Genomic DNA, 16,043 nt, shown 5'->3' on the forward strand with positions numbered 1-16,043 from the left:
CCCATTTCTTTTCTAAGCTCGCTTGATTCGAGAAGATGACTCAATGCAACGGCCAGAGCTTGATGGTTATCAACCGGAATCAGAACCCCATCAACACCATCATTAATTACTTGAGGAATTCCGCCAACGGGAGTGGCGACAGTTGGAATTCCTCTAGCCATGGCTTCAAGAACGCTCATGGGGAGCCCCTCGTTTTTGGAGGGGAGGCAGTACACCGCGGCCCGCTCAAAGAGCTCTTCGCGTTCTGCGCCCGCGACCCAGCCGTGGAACTCGCAGCGGTCGGCAATACCGAGCTCTGCCGCAAGAGATTTATTCTTTTCGACCTCTCCGTCTCCGCCGAATACGACCTTGGTGCCGGGAAAACGCGACAGCATTTCTCTTGACGCGCGCAAGAGCACGTCAGGGCTCTTGCGCGCGTCAAGACGTCCTAAAAAAAGGACGTCTTGACGCGAACAAGGTGAGCACGGCTGGTCTGGAACTTTGACACCGTTATGAACAACGTCAATCTTCTCCAGGTCGCAAACGTTTTTTGAAAAGTAGTCGCGCCACTCTTCCGACAGAACCACAACTCGGTCGGCGATACTAAAGGTCTTTCTTACATCACGACGGTAGGGATCTCCGCCCTCTTCGAAAGCCTTCTTAAACTCGCCATCGTGATCGTGGAGTATTACGTACTTGCCTGCTTTGTGGGCCATACGAGCCATAATTGACTTACGTTTGTAGGAGCCACGGGCGCTAATGTGTAAATGAATGATGTCATAGGATGGCATGATCATCGCATAGCGAATCAACGCTCGGGAAAATGCGACGGATTTACCGAGCTTTGAGGAACCGATGCCCGTCCCCAGGTACTCAAAGGCATCGCATGCCTCAGGGAGACCTGCGTCTAGATAACCTTTCACGACTGAGACAATTCCGCCGTGAAGAGAGAGATCGGGTCCGACCATCAGCACCTTTGCATGGACGTGCGGATAACCTTTAGTCATTAATTTCCTCTTACCGAAAGCTTAGACGGCGAGCTGGAAGCCCCCCCCAGATTGAAAACTCCGGGCCAACGTCTTTTGTCACTACCGCACCGGCAGCAATCACACAATGGTCGGCAATTCTAACGCCCTTAAGAATCGTTACGCCGCTGCCAATCCATACATCATTGCCGATGACGACATCTTGGTCATTCTCTGGAAGCTTGTCCGACTCATCAAGCGTCATCATGGGTCGGTCGAGAACATCTGTACGATGGTCTCCAGTAATAATTGTGAGATGAGGGCCGCTCATGACGTAATTGCCGATATGAATCTTCGCACGGGTCGTCAGAAACGTTGCTCCTGGGCCAATATATACATCATGTCCCATGTAAATATTTTCAATCCCCTGAATTTCGCTACGACGACCGATGGTTACGTTTTTACCGCATGATGCAAAGGAACGTCGTAGGGCAGGAAGCAAGAGCAATTTGTTATAAGCTCGCGAGATACCATCAAGCAATCTGTACCCAGCGCCCATGGCTAAGATTTCCTCCACACCATCTTGTCCACGACGCCGGTGTAGCTCTGGATGATCTTGACCACCTTCGTGGACACGGTCTCGTCGGCGTAGTCGGGAACGGGCGCCTCGGGCAGCGACCCCTCCGCGTCGAGCTCGACGGCGGTGCGGACCGCCTGCAGCAGGCCGCGCTCGCTGATGCCGGCCAGCGTGAAGCACGCCTTGTCCAGTGCCTCGGGGCGCTCGGTGGAGGTGCGGATGCACACCGCCGGGAACGGGCGGCCGACGCTAGCGAAGAAGCTCGACTCCTCGGGCAGCGTGCCGGAGTCGGAGACCACCGCGAAGGCGTTCATCTGCAGGCAGTTGTAGTCGTGGAAGCCCATGGGCTCGTGCATGCGCACGCGCGGGTCGAGCTGGAAGCGGGTCGCCTCCAGGCGCTTGCGGGAGCGCGGGTGGCAGGAGTACAGGATCGGCATGTCGTACCTCTCGGCCAGCGCGTTGATGGCGGTGAACAGGCTCGTGAAGTTGGCCTCGGTGTCGATGTTCTCCTCGCGGTGGGCCGAGAGGAGCATATACTTCTTCGGCTCCAGCCCGAGCTCGGAGAGGATGTCGGAGGCCTCGATCTTGTCGAGGTTCGCGCGCAGGACCTCGGCCATGGGCGACCCGGTGACGTAGGTGCGCTCGGGGGCGCAGCCGGTGTCCTTCAGGTAGCGGCGGGCGTGCTCGGAGTATGCCAGGTTGACGTCGGAGATCACGTCGACGATGCGGCGGTTGGTCTCCTCGGGCAGGCACTCGTCCTTGCAGCGGTTGCCCGCCTCCATGTGGAAGATCGGGATGTGGAGCCTCTTGGCCGCGATGGCGGACAGGCAGCTGTTGGTGTCGCCCAGGATCAGCAGCGCGTCGGGCTGCACCTGGACCATCAGCTTGTACGAGGCCGCGATGATGTTGCCCACCGTCTCGCCCAGGTCGGCGCCCACGGCGTCCAGGTAGACGTCCGGGTCGTCAAGCGACAGGTCGCAGAAGAAGATGCCGTTGAGCGTGTAGTCGTAGTTCTGCCCGGTGTGCGCCAGCAGGCAGTCGAAGTGGCGGCGGCACTTCTTGATGACCTCGGACAGGCGTATGACCTCGGGGCGCGTGCCCACGATGATCAGCAGCTTCAGGCGGCCGTCGTCCCTGAATGCGATATCGGAATAGTCCTTGCCCATGCGGCTAGACCTCCTCGTAGTAGGTGTCGGGGCTCTCGGGGTCGAAGGGCTCGTTGGCCCACATGACCGTCACGAGGTCCTCGGTGTCGGACAGGTTGGTGATGGAGTGCGTGTAGCCGGGGACCATCTCCACGGCGCGCATGTCGGAACCGGAGACGGTGTACTCGTCGACGGGGAACGGGTTGCCATCGGCGTCCGCCCCCACCTTCCTCAGCTTGATGCTCGCGGTGCCGGAGACCACCAGGAACCTCTCCCACTTGCTCATGTGCCAGTGGTTGCCCTTGGTGATGCCGGGCCTCGAGACGTTGATCGAGACCTGGCCGCGCTCGGGCGTGCGCAGGAACTCGGTGAACGAGCCTCGGTCGTCCACGTTGGGCCTGAGGCCGTAGGCGAAGTGCCCCGGCTCGTAGTAGGACAGGAACGTGCTCCACAGCTTCTTGGAGAAGGACCCATCCGTCAGGTCGGGCACCGAGAGCGTCTCGCGGCTGTCGCGGAAGCCGTCGAGCAGGCAGACGATCTCGCCCAGGGACTTCACGTCGGTGACGGGGACGTAGCAGAACCCGTCACCGTCGACGCGCTCGAGGCCCTCATAGCCGCAGCGGTGCTCCTCGCCCAGCAGGGCGCCCAGCATCTCGTCGACGAGGTCGTCGATGTAGAGGAGCTCCAGCTCCACGGAGGGGTCGTTGACGGTGTAGGGGCGGCCGTTGGCGATGGCGTCGCAGAAGGTGGCCACGGCGGAGTTGTAGCGCGGGCGGCACCACTTGCCGTAGAGGTTCGGGAAGCGGTAGATGAGCACAGGCGCCCCCGTGAGCTCGGAATAATCGCGAAAGAGCCCCTCCCCCGCGAGCTTCGACTCGCCGTATACGGAGCCCTCGAAGCGGCCCGACAGGCTCGCCTGCGCGGAGCTGGAGAGCATGACGGGGCATCTGTTGCCGTGGCGCTCGAGCGTCTCGAGCAGCGTGGAGGCGAACCCGAAGTTGCCCTCCATGAACTCGGACTGCTCCTCGGGGCGGTTGACGCCGGCCAGGTTGAAGACGAAGTCGGCGCGCGAGCAGTAGTCCTCCAGCTCCCCTGGGGTCGAGTCGATGTCGTACTCCATGACCTCGAGGGGCAGCAGGCCCGCGTACTTCTTGCGGCGGTCCTTGCCGTCGCGGATGTTCTTCAGCGCGCAGCAGAGGTTCCTGCCGACGAAGCCCCTGGCGCCGGTGACGAGGACGCGCACCCTACTGCACCGCCTCGTGCTCGCGGCCCTCCAGGGCCAGCTGCACGTACTCGGCGGTCTTGATCTTGGCGATGGTGCCCTCCACGTCGAGCCTCTCGGTGTTGTGGGAGGTGTAGGACTCGTCGGCCTGGGTCTCCACCTCGCCGTCGACGACGAACTTGTCGTAGTTCAGGTCGCGCGAGTCGCAGGCCACGCGGTAGTAGCCGCCCATGTCCTCGGCGCGCAGGCGCTCCTCGCGGGTCATGAGGGTCTCGAAGAGCTTCTCGCCGTGGCGGGTGCCGATCACCTGGGTGCCCACGCGGCCGAAGACCTCCTGGACGGCCTCGGCGAGGTCGCCGATCGTGGAGGCCGGCGCCTTCTGGATGAACAGGTCGCCGGGGTTGGCGTGCTCGAAGGCGAACTGCACCAGGTCCACGGCCTCGTCCAGGTTCATGAGGAAGCGGGTCATGTTGGGGTCGGTGACCGTGAGCGGCTCGCCCTTGCGGATGCGGTCGATGAACAGCGGGATGACGCTGCCGCGCGAGCACATGACGTTGCCGTAGCGGGTGCAGCAGATGGTGGTGCGTCCGGCGCCGTTGCGGGCGTTGGCGTAGATGATGGACTCCATCATGGCCTTGGACTTGCCCATGGCGTTGATGGGGTATGCGGCCTTGTCGGTGGACAGGCACACGACGCGGTCCACGCCCTCCTCGATGGCGGCGTGCAGCACGTTGTCCGTGCCGATGACGTTGGTGCGGACGGCCTCCATGGGGAAGAACTCGCAGGAGGGCACCTGCTTGAGGGCGGCGGCGTGGAAGATGTAGTCCACGCCGTGCATGGCGTCGCGCACGCTCTGGGCGTTGCGGACGTCGCCGATGAAGAAGCGCACCTTGGAGGCGAGCTCCGGGGACCTCTCCTGCAGGCGGTGGCGCATGTCGTCCTGCTTCTTCTCGTCGCGCGAGAAGATGCGGATCTCGGCCAGGTCGGTGTTCATGAAGTGCTTGAGCACGGTGTTGCCGAACGAGCCGGTGCCGCCCGTGATCATCAGGGTCTTGTCTTTAAAGGTGGTCGAATCTTTCATCTATTTGCCTTCCTTACGTTTGGCTTTTGTAAACTGGTAAAAGAGGAATTTCGTATTGGTTACGAGGTATCGTTTGAAAAGCCGTTTTGGCTCTTGAATAAGTCTGTATAGCCACTCGAGACTCAGGTTTTGCATCCATATCGGCGCCTCTGGCACCACGCCAGCGAGAACATTGAACGCGCCTCCAACGCCTATCATCAACGGTTGAGGGCCGCCTTTAAGCTCATGCATGAGGACTTCCTGACGGGGTGCGCCCAAAGCGATCCATGCAAAGTCTGCGCCCGATTCTGCGAGGCGTCGCGATAGGTCTTGTTTCTCGCTATCGGAGAGTGGGCGGAAGACCGAAGGCTCCATGCCGGCGATTTTCAAACCCGGATATTCCTCTTGCAGTGATTCTTTGAGAGCCTCGAGATTCTTCTGCTCGTTACCGTAGAAGTAATGAGTCCATCCTTGCTGCACGGAAATGCTAAATATTTCACGCATCAGGTCCGGTCCGGTCACGCGCCCCATTGACTCGATTGTGTTTCGTCCGACAACCGATAAGGGCTTACCGTCGGGAACGGACATGAGGGAGTCAGCTTGGCAGGCCCAATAGGAAGGGTCGTCATGGGCCATAACCGATGTGTGCGCATTGGAAACGCAAATATACTCACCGTGAAGCTCATCTATATGACGAGTAAGAAACTCGACACACTCGTACATATTGGTTCCCGTGATCGGAACATCGATTACGGGAACGCGATTCAACTCAGAGTATTTCGAATAGTCCTCGAGCATTAGCACGCACCCTTACCGGTGATGACCTCAATAACCGTGAGGATCACAATCTTGAGGTCGGTGAAGATGCCCCGGTTGGCGATGTACTCCAAGTCTCGGCGGACCATGCCGTCGAAGCCGGTCGAGTTGCGCTCCGTCACCTGCCACCAGCCGGTTATCCCGGGCTTGACAGCCAGGCGCTGCAGGTCGAACTCGGTGTACTCCGCGACCTCGTTGGGCAGAGGCGGGCGCGGGCCCACGACGGACATCTGGCCCAGGAATACGTTCAGGAACTGCGGGAACTCGTCGATGGAGTGTTTGCGGATGAACTTGCCGATCTTGGTTACGCGCGGGTCGTCCTTCATCTTGAACATGGCGCCGGCGATCTCGTTCTGTCCCTTGAGCTCTGCGAGGCGCTCGTCAGCATCCCTGTACATGGAGCGGAACTTCCACATGCGGAAGGTGGACAGGCTGCCGTCGCGGTGGGTCTGGCCCACGCGGATCTGGCTGTAGAAGGGGTTGCCCTCGCTCTCCAGGCGAATGGCCGCGGCGAGCACAAGGCTCGGCACGGCTATGACGGCCAGCACGCAGCCGCTGAATACGATGTCGAAGACGCGCTTGGCGGTGCGGTAGGCCAGGCGCGTGCGGTCCCAATCTTTAATTGAATGCATGGCCTTGTAGCGCATGCTTACGTCGCCGCTCTTCATGGCCTGGGCAACCAGCGCAGCCCCCACTGGCGCTCCTTCTGTATATTCAGTTTTTTCTGACAATATTTCCTTCAAACCTACGTCCCCGCCCCCCGGGGATCCTCCCTGTCCCTTTAAACAGTCGCCTACAGTTAGGCGATCGCCTTTTTAAGGTTTCGCATTGTGCGCTGCTCGGCCGAAAGCACGGCGAGGCCAACGCGGGTGGTTACGCGTCGGCCGCACAGGTTGAGCTCCAAAAAAGCAGTGCTCTTGCGTCTGTTAATGGTTTTGATAAGCCCTTCGTGGCCCAGCAGCGGACCCGCCGTCACTACGACCTGGTCGCCGTCCTTTAAGGCTTCGCTCATAGGAACTACGCGGTCTCCCTTATGCGTAAAACCACCAATAAGCTGGACCTCTTCTTTTGCCAACGGCACAAACCGACCGTCCTGGGATAGCACCCGGGCAAAGTCGTCCATGCGCAGCAGATACTGTTGCACGGTGCGAGGATCTGCCGTATCGCAGATAAGATATCCGGGAAAGAGCGGCTTTGTCGTATCGACCCATTCGCCGTGTACCTTAATCTCGGTTTGAAATTGGGGATAAAAGAGCTCCTGTATGGCGCCAGCCGGCACCACGTGCTCAATGCGCTCGCGCACTACATCTTCGCGACCGTTAATGACCTGAATCACATACCACACGAGCACCACCCCCTTGCTGTCTTACGTGTGACTCACGGGGTTTGGGTATGGCTTCGCCAGGGCGCTTGTGCGCGAAGGCGCTCCATATTCAAACCCTGAGCCCAGTTAGACAAGCACGTGGCTCTGCCCCACCGTGAACGGTATGTATGAGTGCAGTGGCTAGAGTCGCGGACGTGTATCGCAAAAATGACCGCGACTCAAGCTGGCTGCGTGCGATCCAGTCAAGCGGGAACAAAACTGGACCGCACGCAAACAACTGCAGGACTGCTGCGAATTGTCACGAAATATCGATTCGAATGAGCAGTCTGTACAGAGAAAAGAACAAAGCCATTCAATACGATACGCATGACGACGCTATTGGAGTTCGTGGTTTTTCTGGCACCGCCGTTACGGCCGGATGCTGATCGACCCTGCGCTTTGCGGCCTGCTGAAGCCGTGAGCACAGTTGAACCCATGTGTCTTAGGTATCCTAGCACAGCAGGTGGCCCATACGTTTTGGGGTGTGTTGAGCAACATATCGTTTATTTGCCGTGATTATGAGGGATATTGTACCGTCTTGCGCACATAGCCGCAGGTTTATGGGGGTGTGTGGGTTGGTGAGCACCGCCTGAGTTGTATTGCTGAGGGCGTGAATTGCTCAAACTATTAAGTTTGGCTAACAAACTTTGTACAAAACCGGGAAGGTAATTGCGCAACTTTTTGCGGGGTGGGCGCGAGTGTCGATTGCGAGAATGCTCATCGCACAATAGACACGCCTGGCTACGGAGTCAATGCATTTTGAGGCAGATTGTTGGACAACTTTTGGGATGCAGCTAGTTGTGGGCGTAATGTCTATCGGGCGGGGTTGACGATCACGTCTTCCAGTGCGAGGTTCACCGAAAATGAAAGAAAATACATATAGAACATGCGTTCTATATGTGATAGAATGGTATTAAAGGTATACGGGCAACGTGAGCCGGTACGGAGGCCCCCAATGGTACGTATCGGCGAGATGGATGCTTTATTCACAGCGACCGTCACTCAGAGCCCTTAGGCAGGTTCGCGCCCCTGCTGGCCGACACCCATAAAGCTCGGCAGACAATCGAGTACCGAATTGGGCATGCATGTGCCCAATGGATTGATGTGGAGCGCGAAAATGAATGACAATCAGATAGTTCTCTTTGAATCCAACGACCGAGAGGTCACGATTCCTGTCAACCTAGACAGCCAAACGGTTTGGCTGACTCAAGCCCAAATGGCACAGCTATTTGACAGATCTATCGGAGTGGTTTCGCGCCATATTAAAAATGTCTTCGCTGAAGGTGAGCTTGAGCAGAAAAGCAATTTGCATATTTTGCAAAAATGCAGCTCAGACCGCCCAACTACTCTGTATAGCCTTGATGTAATTATTTCTGTAGGTTACCGCGTTAAATCCCAACGTGGCGTTGAATTCCGACGTTGGGCAACCAATGTGCTCCACAGGTATATTATTCAAGGGCATGTCGAAAACGAGCGCAGACTCGAGCAACTAGGGACGGTCGCTCAGATTATCGAACGTCTACCCGAGGACCTCGGCTCTCGTGAGATACTCGATATCGTTGAGAGCTATATAGACGTCTTTAAACTGCTCGATGAGTACGATCGTGAATCCATTGATCGGCCCAAGGGACAAACTGGGATATACACACTCGAATACGAGCTCTGTATGAGATTAATAGCCCAAATGCGCAGCCGATTTACGAGCGACCTGTTTGGCGTAGAAAAAGATGAGTCCTTCCGCAGCAGCATCTCGGTAATCAATCAGTCGTTTGGAGGCCAAGACCTCTACCCATCCGTACAGGAAAAGGCAGCAAATCTGTTGTACCTCATCATCAAAAACCATTCATTTCTCGATGGAAACAAGCGAATCGGATGCAGTCTCTTTCTCTACTATCTAGATCGCAACGGACTGCTTTTTCGCGGCTTAGACAAACGAATCGCAGACAGCACGCTTGTTGCTGTTGCGCTCATGATTGCTGAGTCGAGACCTGAAGAAAAGGAATCTATGATCTCTCTGGTTATGAACTTTTTGGAGTAGACAGGACGTCGAAGCATAATCTCCCACTTGGAGGCAGACATCGATGTGGTGGTTTCGAACACACACAACGGAAGCCAATCCCCAGATAGGAGACTGAGAGTTTAAAAATAAAAAGACCACTCAATTGAGTGGCCTTGCATTCACGATGGTGGAGACGAGGGGGATCGAACCCCTGACCTCTTGACTGCCAGTCAAGCGCTCTCCCAGCTGAGCTACGCCCCCGTGACGAGGAGATACTATAAGGGAAGATTCTTAGTTGTGCAAGAACTTTTTTGGATTGATTCTCGCACTTACGGGTTTTCCTGGGACGGGGCAGAAATAATCACTCTTCGAGCAATTATTTCTATCCACCGTCCCGATAAAACCCTGATGCGATAGACCTTACTTGTAGAGGTAAGCGATGACGGTGCCGGTGTGGACTTGGATCTTGGCGGTGGATCTTACGACATTACTGATGCCGGTGTCGGCTAACAGGCCTAGAGGGCTGTGGTCTAGCTCCCACTCTAGGCCGCGTTCACTTACCTTGGTGTTGGGAGCGATGGCGATGATGGAGAAGGTTTTGCCCTCGGCGCCCTCGATGGTCCAGGTCTCGTCCTTGTGCAGGATTCTGGCCGTCACTTCGTCTTCTTCGATCCAGACAGGAGCGTCCGCATAGCTTGCCAGTAGCCCTAGCACAGACAGGGCCATGTCCGGGCGGCCGCCGGTGGCGCAGGTTGCTACCACTTCGGCGGCTGGCCAGCGACGACGGATGGTGTCTAGGGCCAGTGCTAGATCGGTGTAGTCCTTGTAGGGGTCGTGGCGTTCCACTTCAAAATCGGCAGCGGCATCGACCAGAGCTCGTCCCTCATCACTAACGGTGTCGGCGTCGCCCACGTAGACGTCACAGCCCAGCCCCGCGCCCAGCAGGGCGTCCAGGCCGCGGTCTACGGCTACGATGTGGTCGCACTCCCCTGCCAGCTGCTGAAGCAAATCCGTGCTCGCCACCACCGGCGAGCCGCAAACAACTAATACTTTGCAAGCCACGGCCCTCGCCTAGCCCTCAAACGAAAGCACGTGGGCCAGGTCCAGGTCCTCGTAGCTGTCGATAAAGATGTCGCAGTTGGCACGCACCTCATCGCGCTCCATACGGCCGTGCGGGTCATAGATACCAACGCGCTTAAAGCCAGCAGCGCCAGAGCTCTTAAGTCCAAAGACTGCGTCCTCAAACACCCACGCACGCTCAAACTTGTGCCCATGGCGATCTTCCATGCGACGCAGCGCCAGCTCGTACACATCGGGGAACTGCTTAGAGCGCCCCGCCTCGCCCGTCGTGGTAATAAACTCCATGTAGCGATCAAGGCCAGCACTCGCAAGGGCGGACTGCACCAGGTCGGTCGGCGTGGACGTGGCCACGCACATGGCAATACCCGTCGCCTTCGCCTGCTCCAAAAATGCCAGGAGCCCCTCGCGCGGCGGCACCTTGGAGTACCCATCAATCAAAATCTCGCCCAGCTCGCGATACAGCTCCTCGCCATTCGCGCCAACGCCCCAGGTGTCGTGGTAGGCCTCGCACTCGTCCTCGAGCGACAAATGCTCAAACTGGGCAAAATCGTCGACCGTTACATCAATGCCATGACGGCGCAATAACTCGGTCTGCGCATGGCCCCAGACGGGGGAGCTATTAACCAGTGTTCCGTCGCAATCGAAAATAAAAGCAACACTTGGGGCAGCGATGTGGTCCATAAACGAGCCTTTCGATGTCAAATGGTAAACAACCTGCTAAAAACGTTTTACCAAACGTAAGCCTATCAGTTTTGAAACCCTAATTGGTAAAACTGTCAAGGGTTTTACCACGGCAATTCTGCCAGTGGTATAAACATGTCGCTTACCGATTAAACGCCCTCGCAAATCCGCTTTCGTCCATAAAACTAACGTACAGGTGTTATCGTAGTTTCTGCCGAAAGTTCCACCGAGCACGCGAGGTGGAACGGATCATAGAACTATCGCCGTCCCTTCGATTCGTGCAGCCTTGGACCTTTCGCATCTAGTCACCAAGGCAACACGCTGCCGCGTCATGATGGGATCAAACGTGAGCGATACAAAGCTAAAGCCAGCAACCAAAAAGCCTGCTACCCGCAAAGCCGCCCCGCATGCACCGGAGCTCACCAAGGACGATGTCTACCTATTTGGCATCGGCACGTGGGAGCGCAGCTGGGAAAAGATGGGCGCGCATCCCGACACGCAGAACCGTACGCGCGGCTGGCGCTTTTGCGTTTGGGCGCCCGATGTAAAAAGCGTCCATGTCATTGGCGAATTTAACGACTGGGATGAGGAAGCCAACCCGCTGGTGCCCATGCATACGAGCGCTATTTGGGAAGGCTTTATTCCTGGCGCCGAGCAAGGCCAACTCTATAAGTACCTTATCGAGACCAACGAGGGCGAGAAGCTCTACAAAGCCGATCCGTATGCCTTTAAGGCCGAGTGCCCTCCGGGTACCGCCAGCGTGCTGTGGACCCTCGATGGCTACAAGTGGAACGACGCCGCGTGGCTCAAGCGCCGTGCCGGCCACAACCATATGACGCAGCCCCTTAACATCTACGAGGTGCATATTGGCTCGTGGAAGCGCCACGGCGACGCGCCGCAGGGCGAGCCCGACGAGTACGGCAACTACCCCGGCCCCATGGACCCCTTCCCCGCGCAGCGCGGCGAGTTCTACACCTACGACGACCTGTCGGTGGAGCTCGTAGACTACGTGCGCGACATGGGCTATACGCATATCGAGGTCATGCCGCTTATGGAGCATCCCTTCGATGGCTCCTGGGGCTACCAGACGACCGGCTACTATGCTGCCACGTCGCGTTACGGCAATCCGCAGCAGCTTATGCACTTTATCGATGCGTGCCACGAGGCGGGCATCGGCGTGATCATGGACTGGGTACCCGGCGGTTTTTGCGCCGACTCCCACGGCCTTGCCACCTTTAACGGCCACATGCTGTTTGAGCACGAGATTCACCCCAACTGGGGCACGCACAAGTTCGACTTCGCCCGCGGCGAGGTCCGCTCCTTCCTGGTCTCCAACGTGCTGTACTGGCTCGAGAACTTCCACGTGGACGGCATTCGCATGGACGGCGTGTCCAGCATGCTGTACCTCAACTTTGGCATCGACGATCCCGGCCAAAAGAAGTTCAACAAGTACGGTACCGAGGAGGACTTGGACGCCAGCGCGTTTATCCGTCAGGTCAACTGCGCCGTGGAGGCGCACTACCCCGACGTGATGATGATGGCTGAGGAGTCCACCGCGTGGCCGCTCGTAACCTATCCGCCGCAGGACGGCGGCCTGGGCTTCCACTACAAGTGGGACATGGGCTGGATGAATGACACCCTGCACTACATGCAGACCGATTTTCCGTGGCGTCCCGGCAACCACGGGCTGCTCACGTTCTCCATCATGTACGCCTTTACCGAGAACTTCATTTGCCCGCTGAGCCACGACGAGGTCGTGCACGGCAAGTGCTCGCTGATCGGCCGCATGCCGGGCGACTGGTGGCGCCAGTTTGCCGGCCTGCGCACGCTGGCCTTCTACCAGATGACGCACCCCGGCGCCAAGCTCAACTTTATGGGCAACGAGATCGGCCAGTTCATTGAGTGGCGCTACTACGAGTCAATCCAGTGGTTCCTGACCGAGGAGTACGAGACTCACAAGCATCATCAGGCGTTTATCAAGGCGCTTAACCACCTGTACACCGCCGAGGCCGCTCTGTACGAGCGCGGCTACACCGACGACGGCTTTACCTGGATCGATGCGGACAACTCCAAGCAGTCCATCGTGAGCTTTGTGCGCCAGGGCGAGGACATCGACGACGACCTGGTGATCCTGATCAACTTTGACCCGGCGAGCTACGAGAGCTTCCGCGTGGGCGTGCCACGCGAGGGCGACTGGGAGGTCATCTTCGATTCCGACCGTCCCGAGTTTGGCGGCAGCGGCTATGCCGGCGATGAGCCCTACACCTGCTCGAGCGAGCCCTATCCCTGGAACGGGCAGATGGACTCCATTGAGATTAAGGTGCCCGGCCTGGCAGGCGTGGTGCTTAAGCGCCGCGGTCCCAGCAGCTACAAGCCGCCGGTGGTCGAGACGCCCAAGAAGGCGACGCGCAAGCGTGCGTCCTCGGTGAAGCCCAAGCCTGCGGCTGCCAAGAAGGCTCCGGCTAAGGCGAAGGCCACGACCGCCAAGGCCAAGACTAGGGCTGCCGCAAAGCCCGCTGCCAAGGCTACCGCGGCCAAGAAGCCGGCTGCCAAAAAGGCCACTACCAAGGCCAAATCTGCTTCTGTTAAGTCGTCTGCCAAGAATGCGTAACAAAGCCGTTACAGCTGTAATCACCCGCCCCGATGGGGCGTAGGATACAAGTCATAACCGTTCCGGGAGAAACATCCCCGGGGGAAAGGAACGTATGAATAAGATCTTCGACAACAAGCAGGAGTTTACCGAGCTCTATCGCGATGCCGTCATGAGCATCAGCGGCAAGAGCGTCGAGGCCGCCAGCGACCTTGACCGCTTTAACGCCCTGGCCAAGCTCGTGGCCGAGAAGGCGCGCACCGTTGCCACCAAGAGCGACGCCCGCGCCACCGCCGAGGGCAAAAAGCGCGTGTACTACTTCTCGATCGAGTTTTTGATCGGCCGCCTGCTCGACAACTACCTGCTCAACTTTGGCGTGCGTGACATGGTCGCCGAGGCGCTCGACGACATGGGCTTTGACCTGTCGGTCATCGAGAACCAGGAGCCCGATCCGGCGCTGGGCAACGGTGGCCTGGGCCGTCTGGCCGCATGCTTCCTGGATTCCATGGCAGCCGAGGGCATTGCCGGCTACGGCAACGGCATGCGCTACCGCTACGGCCTGTTTAAGCAGGAAATCGTTAACGGCAGCCAGGTCGAGGCAACCGACGAGTGGCTCACCCACGGCTACCCCTGGGAGGTCCGCCGTCAGGACAAAGCCGTGACCATTAAGTTTGGTGGTCACGTCGAGGGCTTTGAGGAGAACGGCCGCACGTTCTACCGCACGGTGGACACGCAGGACATCCTGGCCGTCCCCTACGACATCCCCGTTGTGGGCTATGCCGGCGAGACCGTCAACAAGCTGCGCGTCTGGGCCGCAGAGCCGGTCGAGGAGCACTTTGACCTGGAGGCCTTCAACCGCGGCGACTATGCCCTGGCCGACGCCGAGCGCGCCGAGGCCGAGGCCATCAGCGCCATCCTCTACCCCAACGACGCCGGCGAGCACGGCCGTCTGCTGCGCCTGAAGCAGGAGTACCTGTTTGTTTCGGCCGGCATCTACAGCCTGCTCGACACCTTTGAGAAGGAGCACGGCGAGAACTGGGAGCTGCTGCCGCAGTTTGTGGCCATCCATACCAACGATACCCACCCCGCAATGTGCGGCCCCGAGCTCATGCGTATCCTGATCGACGAGAAGAAGCTCGAGTGGGACGACGCCTGGAACATCGTGACGCAGGTCGTGAGCTACACCAACCACACCATCCTGCCCGAGGCCCTGGAGAAGTGGCCCATCGGCATGTTCTCCAAGCTCCTCCCCCGTGTGTACCAGATCATCGACGAGATCAGCCGTCGTTGGCACGAGTCGTTCGACACCACGCAGGAGGGCTGGCAGGAGCGTCTGCGTCAGACCGCCATCCTGTGGGACGGCGAGATTCGCATGGCCAACCTGTCCGTGATCTGCAGCCACAGCGTTAACGGCGTGGCCAAGATCCACTCCGACATCATCAAGAACATCGTGCTCAAGGACTTCTATGCCCTGACGCCCGAGAAGTTCAACAACAAGACCAACGGCATCTCGCACCGTCGCTTCTTTGCCGAGGCCAACCCCACCTACTCCAAGCTCGTGACCGAGGCCATTGGCGACGGCTGGCTCAAGGACGCCTTTGAGCTGGAGAAACTCAAGGAGTTCCAGAACGACACCGAGTTCCTGAAGGCCGTGGGCGCCTCCAAACGCGCCAACAAGGAGCGCCTGGCCGCCTACGTCAAGGCCGAGACCGGTCTGGTCATCGATCCCAGCACCGTCTTCGATGTCCAGGTAAAGCGCTTCCATGCCTACAAGCGCCAGCTCATGAACATCATGAAGGTGATGGACATCTACAACCGTCGCATCGCGAATCCCAACTTCCACGTGACGCCGACGACCTTCATCTTTAGCGGCAAGGCTGCCTCGAGCTACACCTTTGCCAAGGAGACTATCCGCCTCATTAACTCCGTGGCCGACGTCATCAACAACGACCCGCGCGTCAACGAGGTCATGAAGGTCTGCTTTATCCCCAACTTCCGCGTGAGCAACGCCCAGCTCATCTACCCCGCCGCCGAGATCTCGGAACAGATCTCCACGGCCGGCAAGGAGGCTTCGGGCACGTCCAACATGAAGCTCATGATGAACGGCGCCATTACGCTGGGTACCCTCGACGGCGCCAACATCGAGATCGCCGACCTGGCCGGTCGCGAGAACGAGGCCATCTTTGGCCTAACCGCCCCCGAGGTCGAGCAGCTCTGGGCGTCGAACAGCTACTTTGCTTGGGATACGCTCAACAACGATCGCGAGCGCCTGGGCCGCGTGATGGACGAGCTCAAGGACAACACGTTTGCCGGCCTTTCGGGCAACTTTGAGAGCATCTACAACGAGCTCATGAACAACAACGACCCCGACCTGGTCATGGCAGACTTCCGCAGCTACGTGGATGCGTGGGAGAAGCTCACCGGCAGCTATGGCGACCAGGAGACCTGGAACCGCAAGGCGCTGCTCAACACCGCCTCGAGCGGCTGGTTCTCGAGCGACCGCACCATTCGCGAGTACCGCGACGAGATCTGGCACGCTTAAAGGCGCGCGAGCTCCCCTATGCCA

The 16,043-nt window shown here is 58.5% G+C and carries 13 protein-coding genes and 1 tRNA gene; 3 read left to right on the forward strand and 11 right to left on the reverse strand.

From position 1 onward, the window contains the following. The 8 genes from AB5Z25_RS07730 to loaP all read right to left on the reverse strand — a co-directional run. The coding region (locus tag AB5Z25_RS07730; protein WP_368135222.1) for a glycosyltransferase family 4 protein at nt 1–986 on the reverse strand (986 nt) is incomplete at its 3' end. Between the two features lie 10 nt (nt 987–996). Continuing rightward, nucleotides 997–1,521: an acyltransferase gene (locus tag AB5Z25_RS07735; RefSeq protein ID WP_368135223.1), complete on the reverse strand. Its 525-nt coding sequence runs from the start codon at nt 1,519–1,521 to the stop codon at nt 997–999. Further along, nucleotides 1,506–2,687: a non-hydrolyzing UDP-N-acetylglucosamine 2-epimerase gene (gene wecB / locus AB5Z25_RS07740; protein ID WP_368135224.1), complete on the reverse strand. Its 1,182-nt coding sequence runs from the start codon at nt 2,685–2,687 to the stop codon at nt 1,506–1,508. Before wecB ends, AB5Z25_RS07735 begins: the two co-directional genes overlap by 16 nt. Before the next feature lie 4 nt (nt 2,688–2,691). Further along, nucleotides 2,692–3,909, reverse strand: coding sequence for a polysaccharide biosynthesis C-terminal domain-containing protein (locus AB5Z25_RS07745; RefSeq protein WP_368135225.1), 1,218 nt, complete (start codon nt 3,907–3,909; stop codon nt 2,692–2,694). A gap of 1 nt (nt 3,910) precedes the next feature. After that, nucleotides 3,911–4,969, reverse strand: coding sequence for a polysaccharide biosynthesis protein (locus AB5Z25_RS07750; protein ID WP_368135226.1), 1,059 nt, complete (start codon nt 4,967–4,969; stop codon nt 3,911–3,913). Beyond that, on the reverse strand, nt 4,970–5,746 hold the full coding sequence (locus tag AB5Z25_RS07755) for a WecB/TagA/CpsF family glycosyltransferase (protein WP_368135227.1): 777 nt from the start codon (nt 5,744–5,746) through the stop codon (nt 4,970–4,972). After that, on the reverse strand, nt 5,746–6,459 hold the full coding sequence (locus tag AB5Z25_RS07760; protein ID WP_368135228.1) for a sugar transferase: 714 nt from the start codon (nt 6,457–6,459) through the stop codon (nt 5,746–5,748). The genes AB5Z25_RS07755 and AB5Z25_RS07760 overlap by 1 nt, the downstream gene beginning before the upstream one ends. Before the next feature lie 104 nt (nt 6,460–6,563). Beyond that, on the reverse strand, nt 6,564–7,115 hold the full coding sequence (gene loaP / locus AB5Z25_RS07765; protein ID WP_368135229.1) for an antiterminator LoaP: 552 nt from the start codon (nt 7,113–7,115) through the stop codon (nt 6,564–6,566). A gap of 1,129 nt (nt 7,116–8,244) precedes the next feature. Here loaP and AB5Z25_RS07770 point away from each other — a divergent pair. Then, nucleotides 8,245–9,165, forward strand: coding sequence for a virulence RhuM family protein/type II toxin-antitoxin system death-on-curing family toxin (locus AB5Z25_RS07770; protein ID WP_368135230.1), 921 nt, complete (start codon nt 8,245–8,247; stop codon nt 9,163–9,165). Nucleotides 9,166–9,311: 146 nt separating this feature from the next. On the opposite strand, the gene AB5Z25_RS07775 is transcribed toward AB5Z25_RS07770, so the two are convergent. The 3 genes from AB5Z25_RS07775 to AB5Z25_RS07785 form a co-directional block, all read right to left on the reverse strand. Next, nucleotides 9,312–9,387, reverse strand: a tRNA-Ala gene (locus AB5Z25_RS07775). A gap of 159 nt (nt 9,388–9,546) precedes the next feature. Next, on the reverse strand, nt 9,547–10,188 hold the full coding sequence (locus AB5Z25_RS07780) for a thiamine diphosphokinase (RefSeq protein WP_368135231.1): 642 nt from the start codon (nt 10,186–10,188) through the stop codon (nt 9,547–9,549). Between the two features lie 9 nt (nt 10,189–10,197). Continuing rightward, nucleotides 10,198–10,887, reverse strand: coding sequence for an HAD family hydrolase (locus tag AB5Z25_RS07785; protein ID WP_368135232.1), 690 nt, complete (start codon nt 10,885–10,887; stop codon nt 10,198–10,200). Nucleotides 10,888–11,218: 331 nt separating this feature from the next. Between AB5Z25_RS07785 and glgB the strand changes: the two genes are divergently transcribed. Then, on the forward strand, nt 11,219–13,498 hold the full coding sequence (gene glgB / locus AB5Z25_RS07790) for a 1,4-alpha-glucan branching protein GlgB (protein WP_368135233.1): 2,280 nt from the start codon (nt 11,219–11,221) through the stop codon (nt 13,496–13,498). A 94-nt stretch (nt 13,499–13,592) separates the two neighbouring features. Next, complete coding sequence (locus AB5Z25_RS07795; protein WP_368135234.1) at nt 13,593–16,019, forward strand: glycogen/starch/alpha-glucan phosphorylase; 2,427 nt, start codon at nt 13,593–13,595, stop codon at nt 16,017–16,019. The last annotated feature ends 24 nt before the right edge of the window (nt 16,020–16,043 follow it).

Source organism: Collinsella aerofaciens (assembly GCF_040910325.1).
GTDB lineage: Bacteria > Actinomycetota > Coriobacteriia > Coriobacteriales > Coriobacteriaceae > Collinsella > Collinsella aerofaciens_BL.

Coding starts and splice junctions, on each gene's coding strand:
- wecB (WP_368135224.1), bottom strand. CDS start 2,687: ATGGGCAAGGACTATTCCGATATCGCATTCAGGGACGACGGCCGCCTG.
- AB5Z25_RS07750 (WP_368135226.1), bottom strand. CDS start 4,969: ATGAAAGATTCGACCACCTTTAAAGACAAGACCCTGATGATCACGGGC.
- AB5Z25_RS07755 (WP_368135227.1), bottom strand. CDS start 5,746: ATGCTCGAGGACTATTCGAAATACTCTGAGTTGAATCGCGTTCCCGTA.
- AB5Z25_RS07770 (WP_368135230.1), top strand. CDS start 8,245: ATGAATGACAATCAGATAGTTCTCTTTGAATCCAACGACCGAGAGGTC.
- AB5Z25_RS07785 (WP_368135232.1), bottom strand. CDS start 10,887: ATGGACCACATCGCTGCCCCAAGTGTTGCTTTTATTTTCGATTGCGAC.
- glgB (WP_368135233.1), top strand. CDS start 11,219: ATGATGGGATCAAACGTGAGCGATACAAAGCTAAAGCCAGCAACCAAA.
- AB5Z25_RS07795 (WP_368135234.1), top strand. CDS start 13,593: ATGAATAAGATCTTCGACAACAAGCAGGAGTTTACCGAGCTCTATCGC.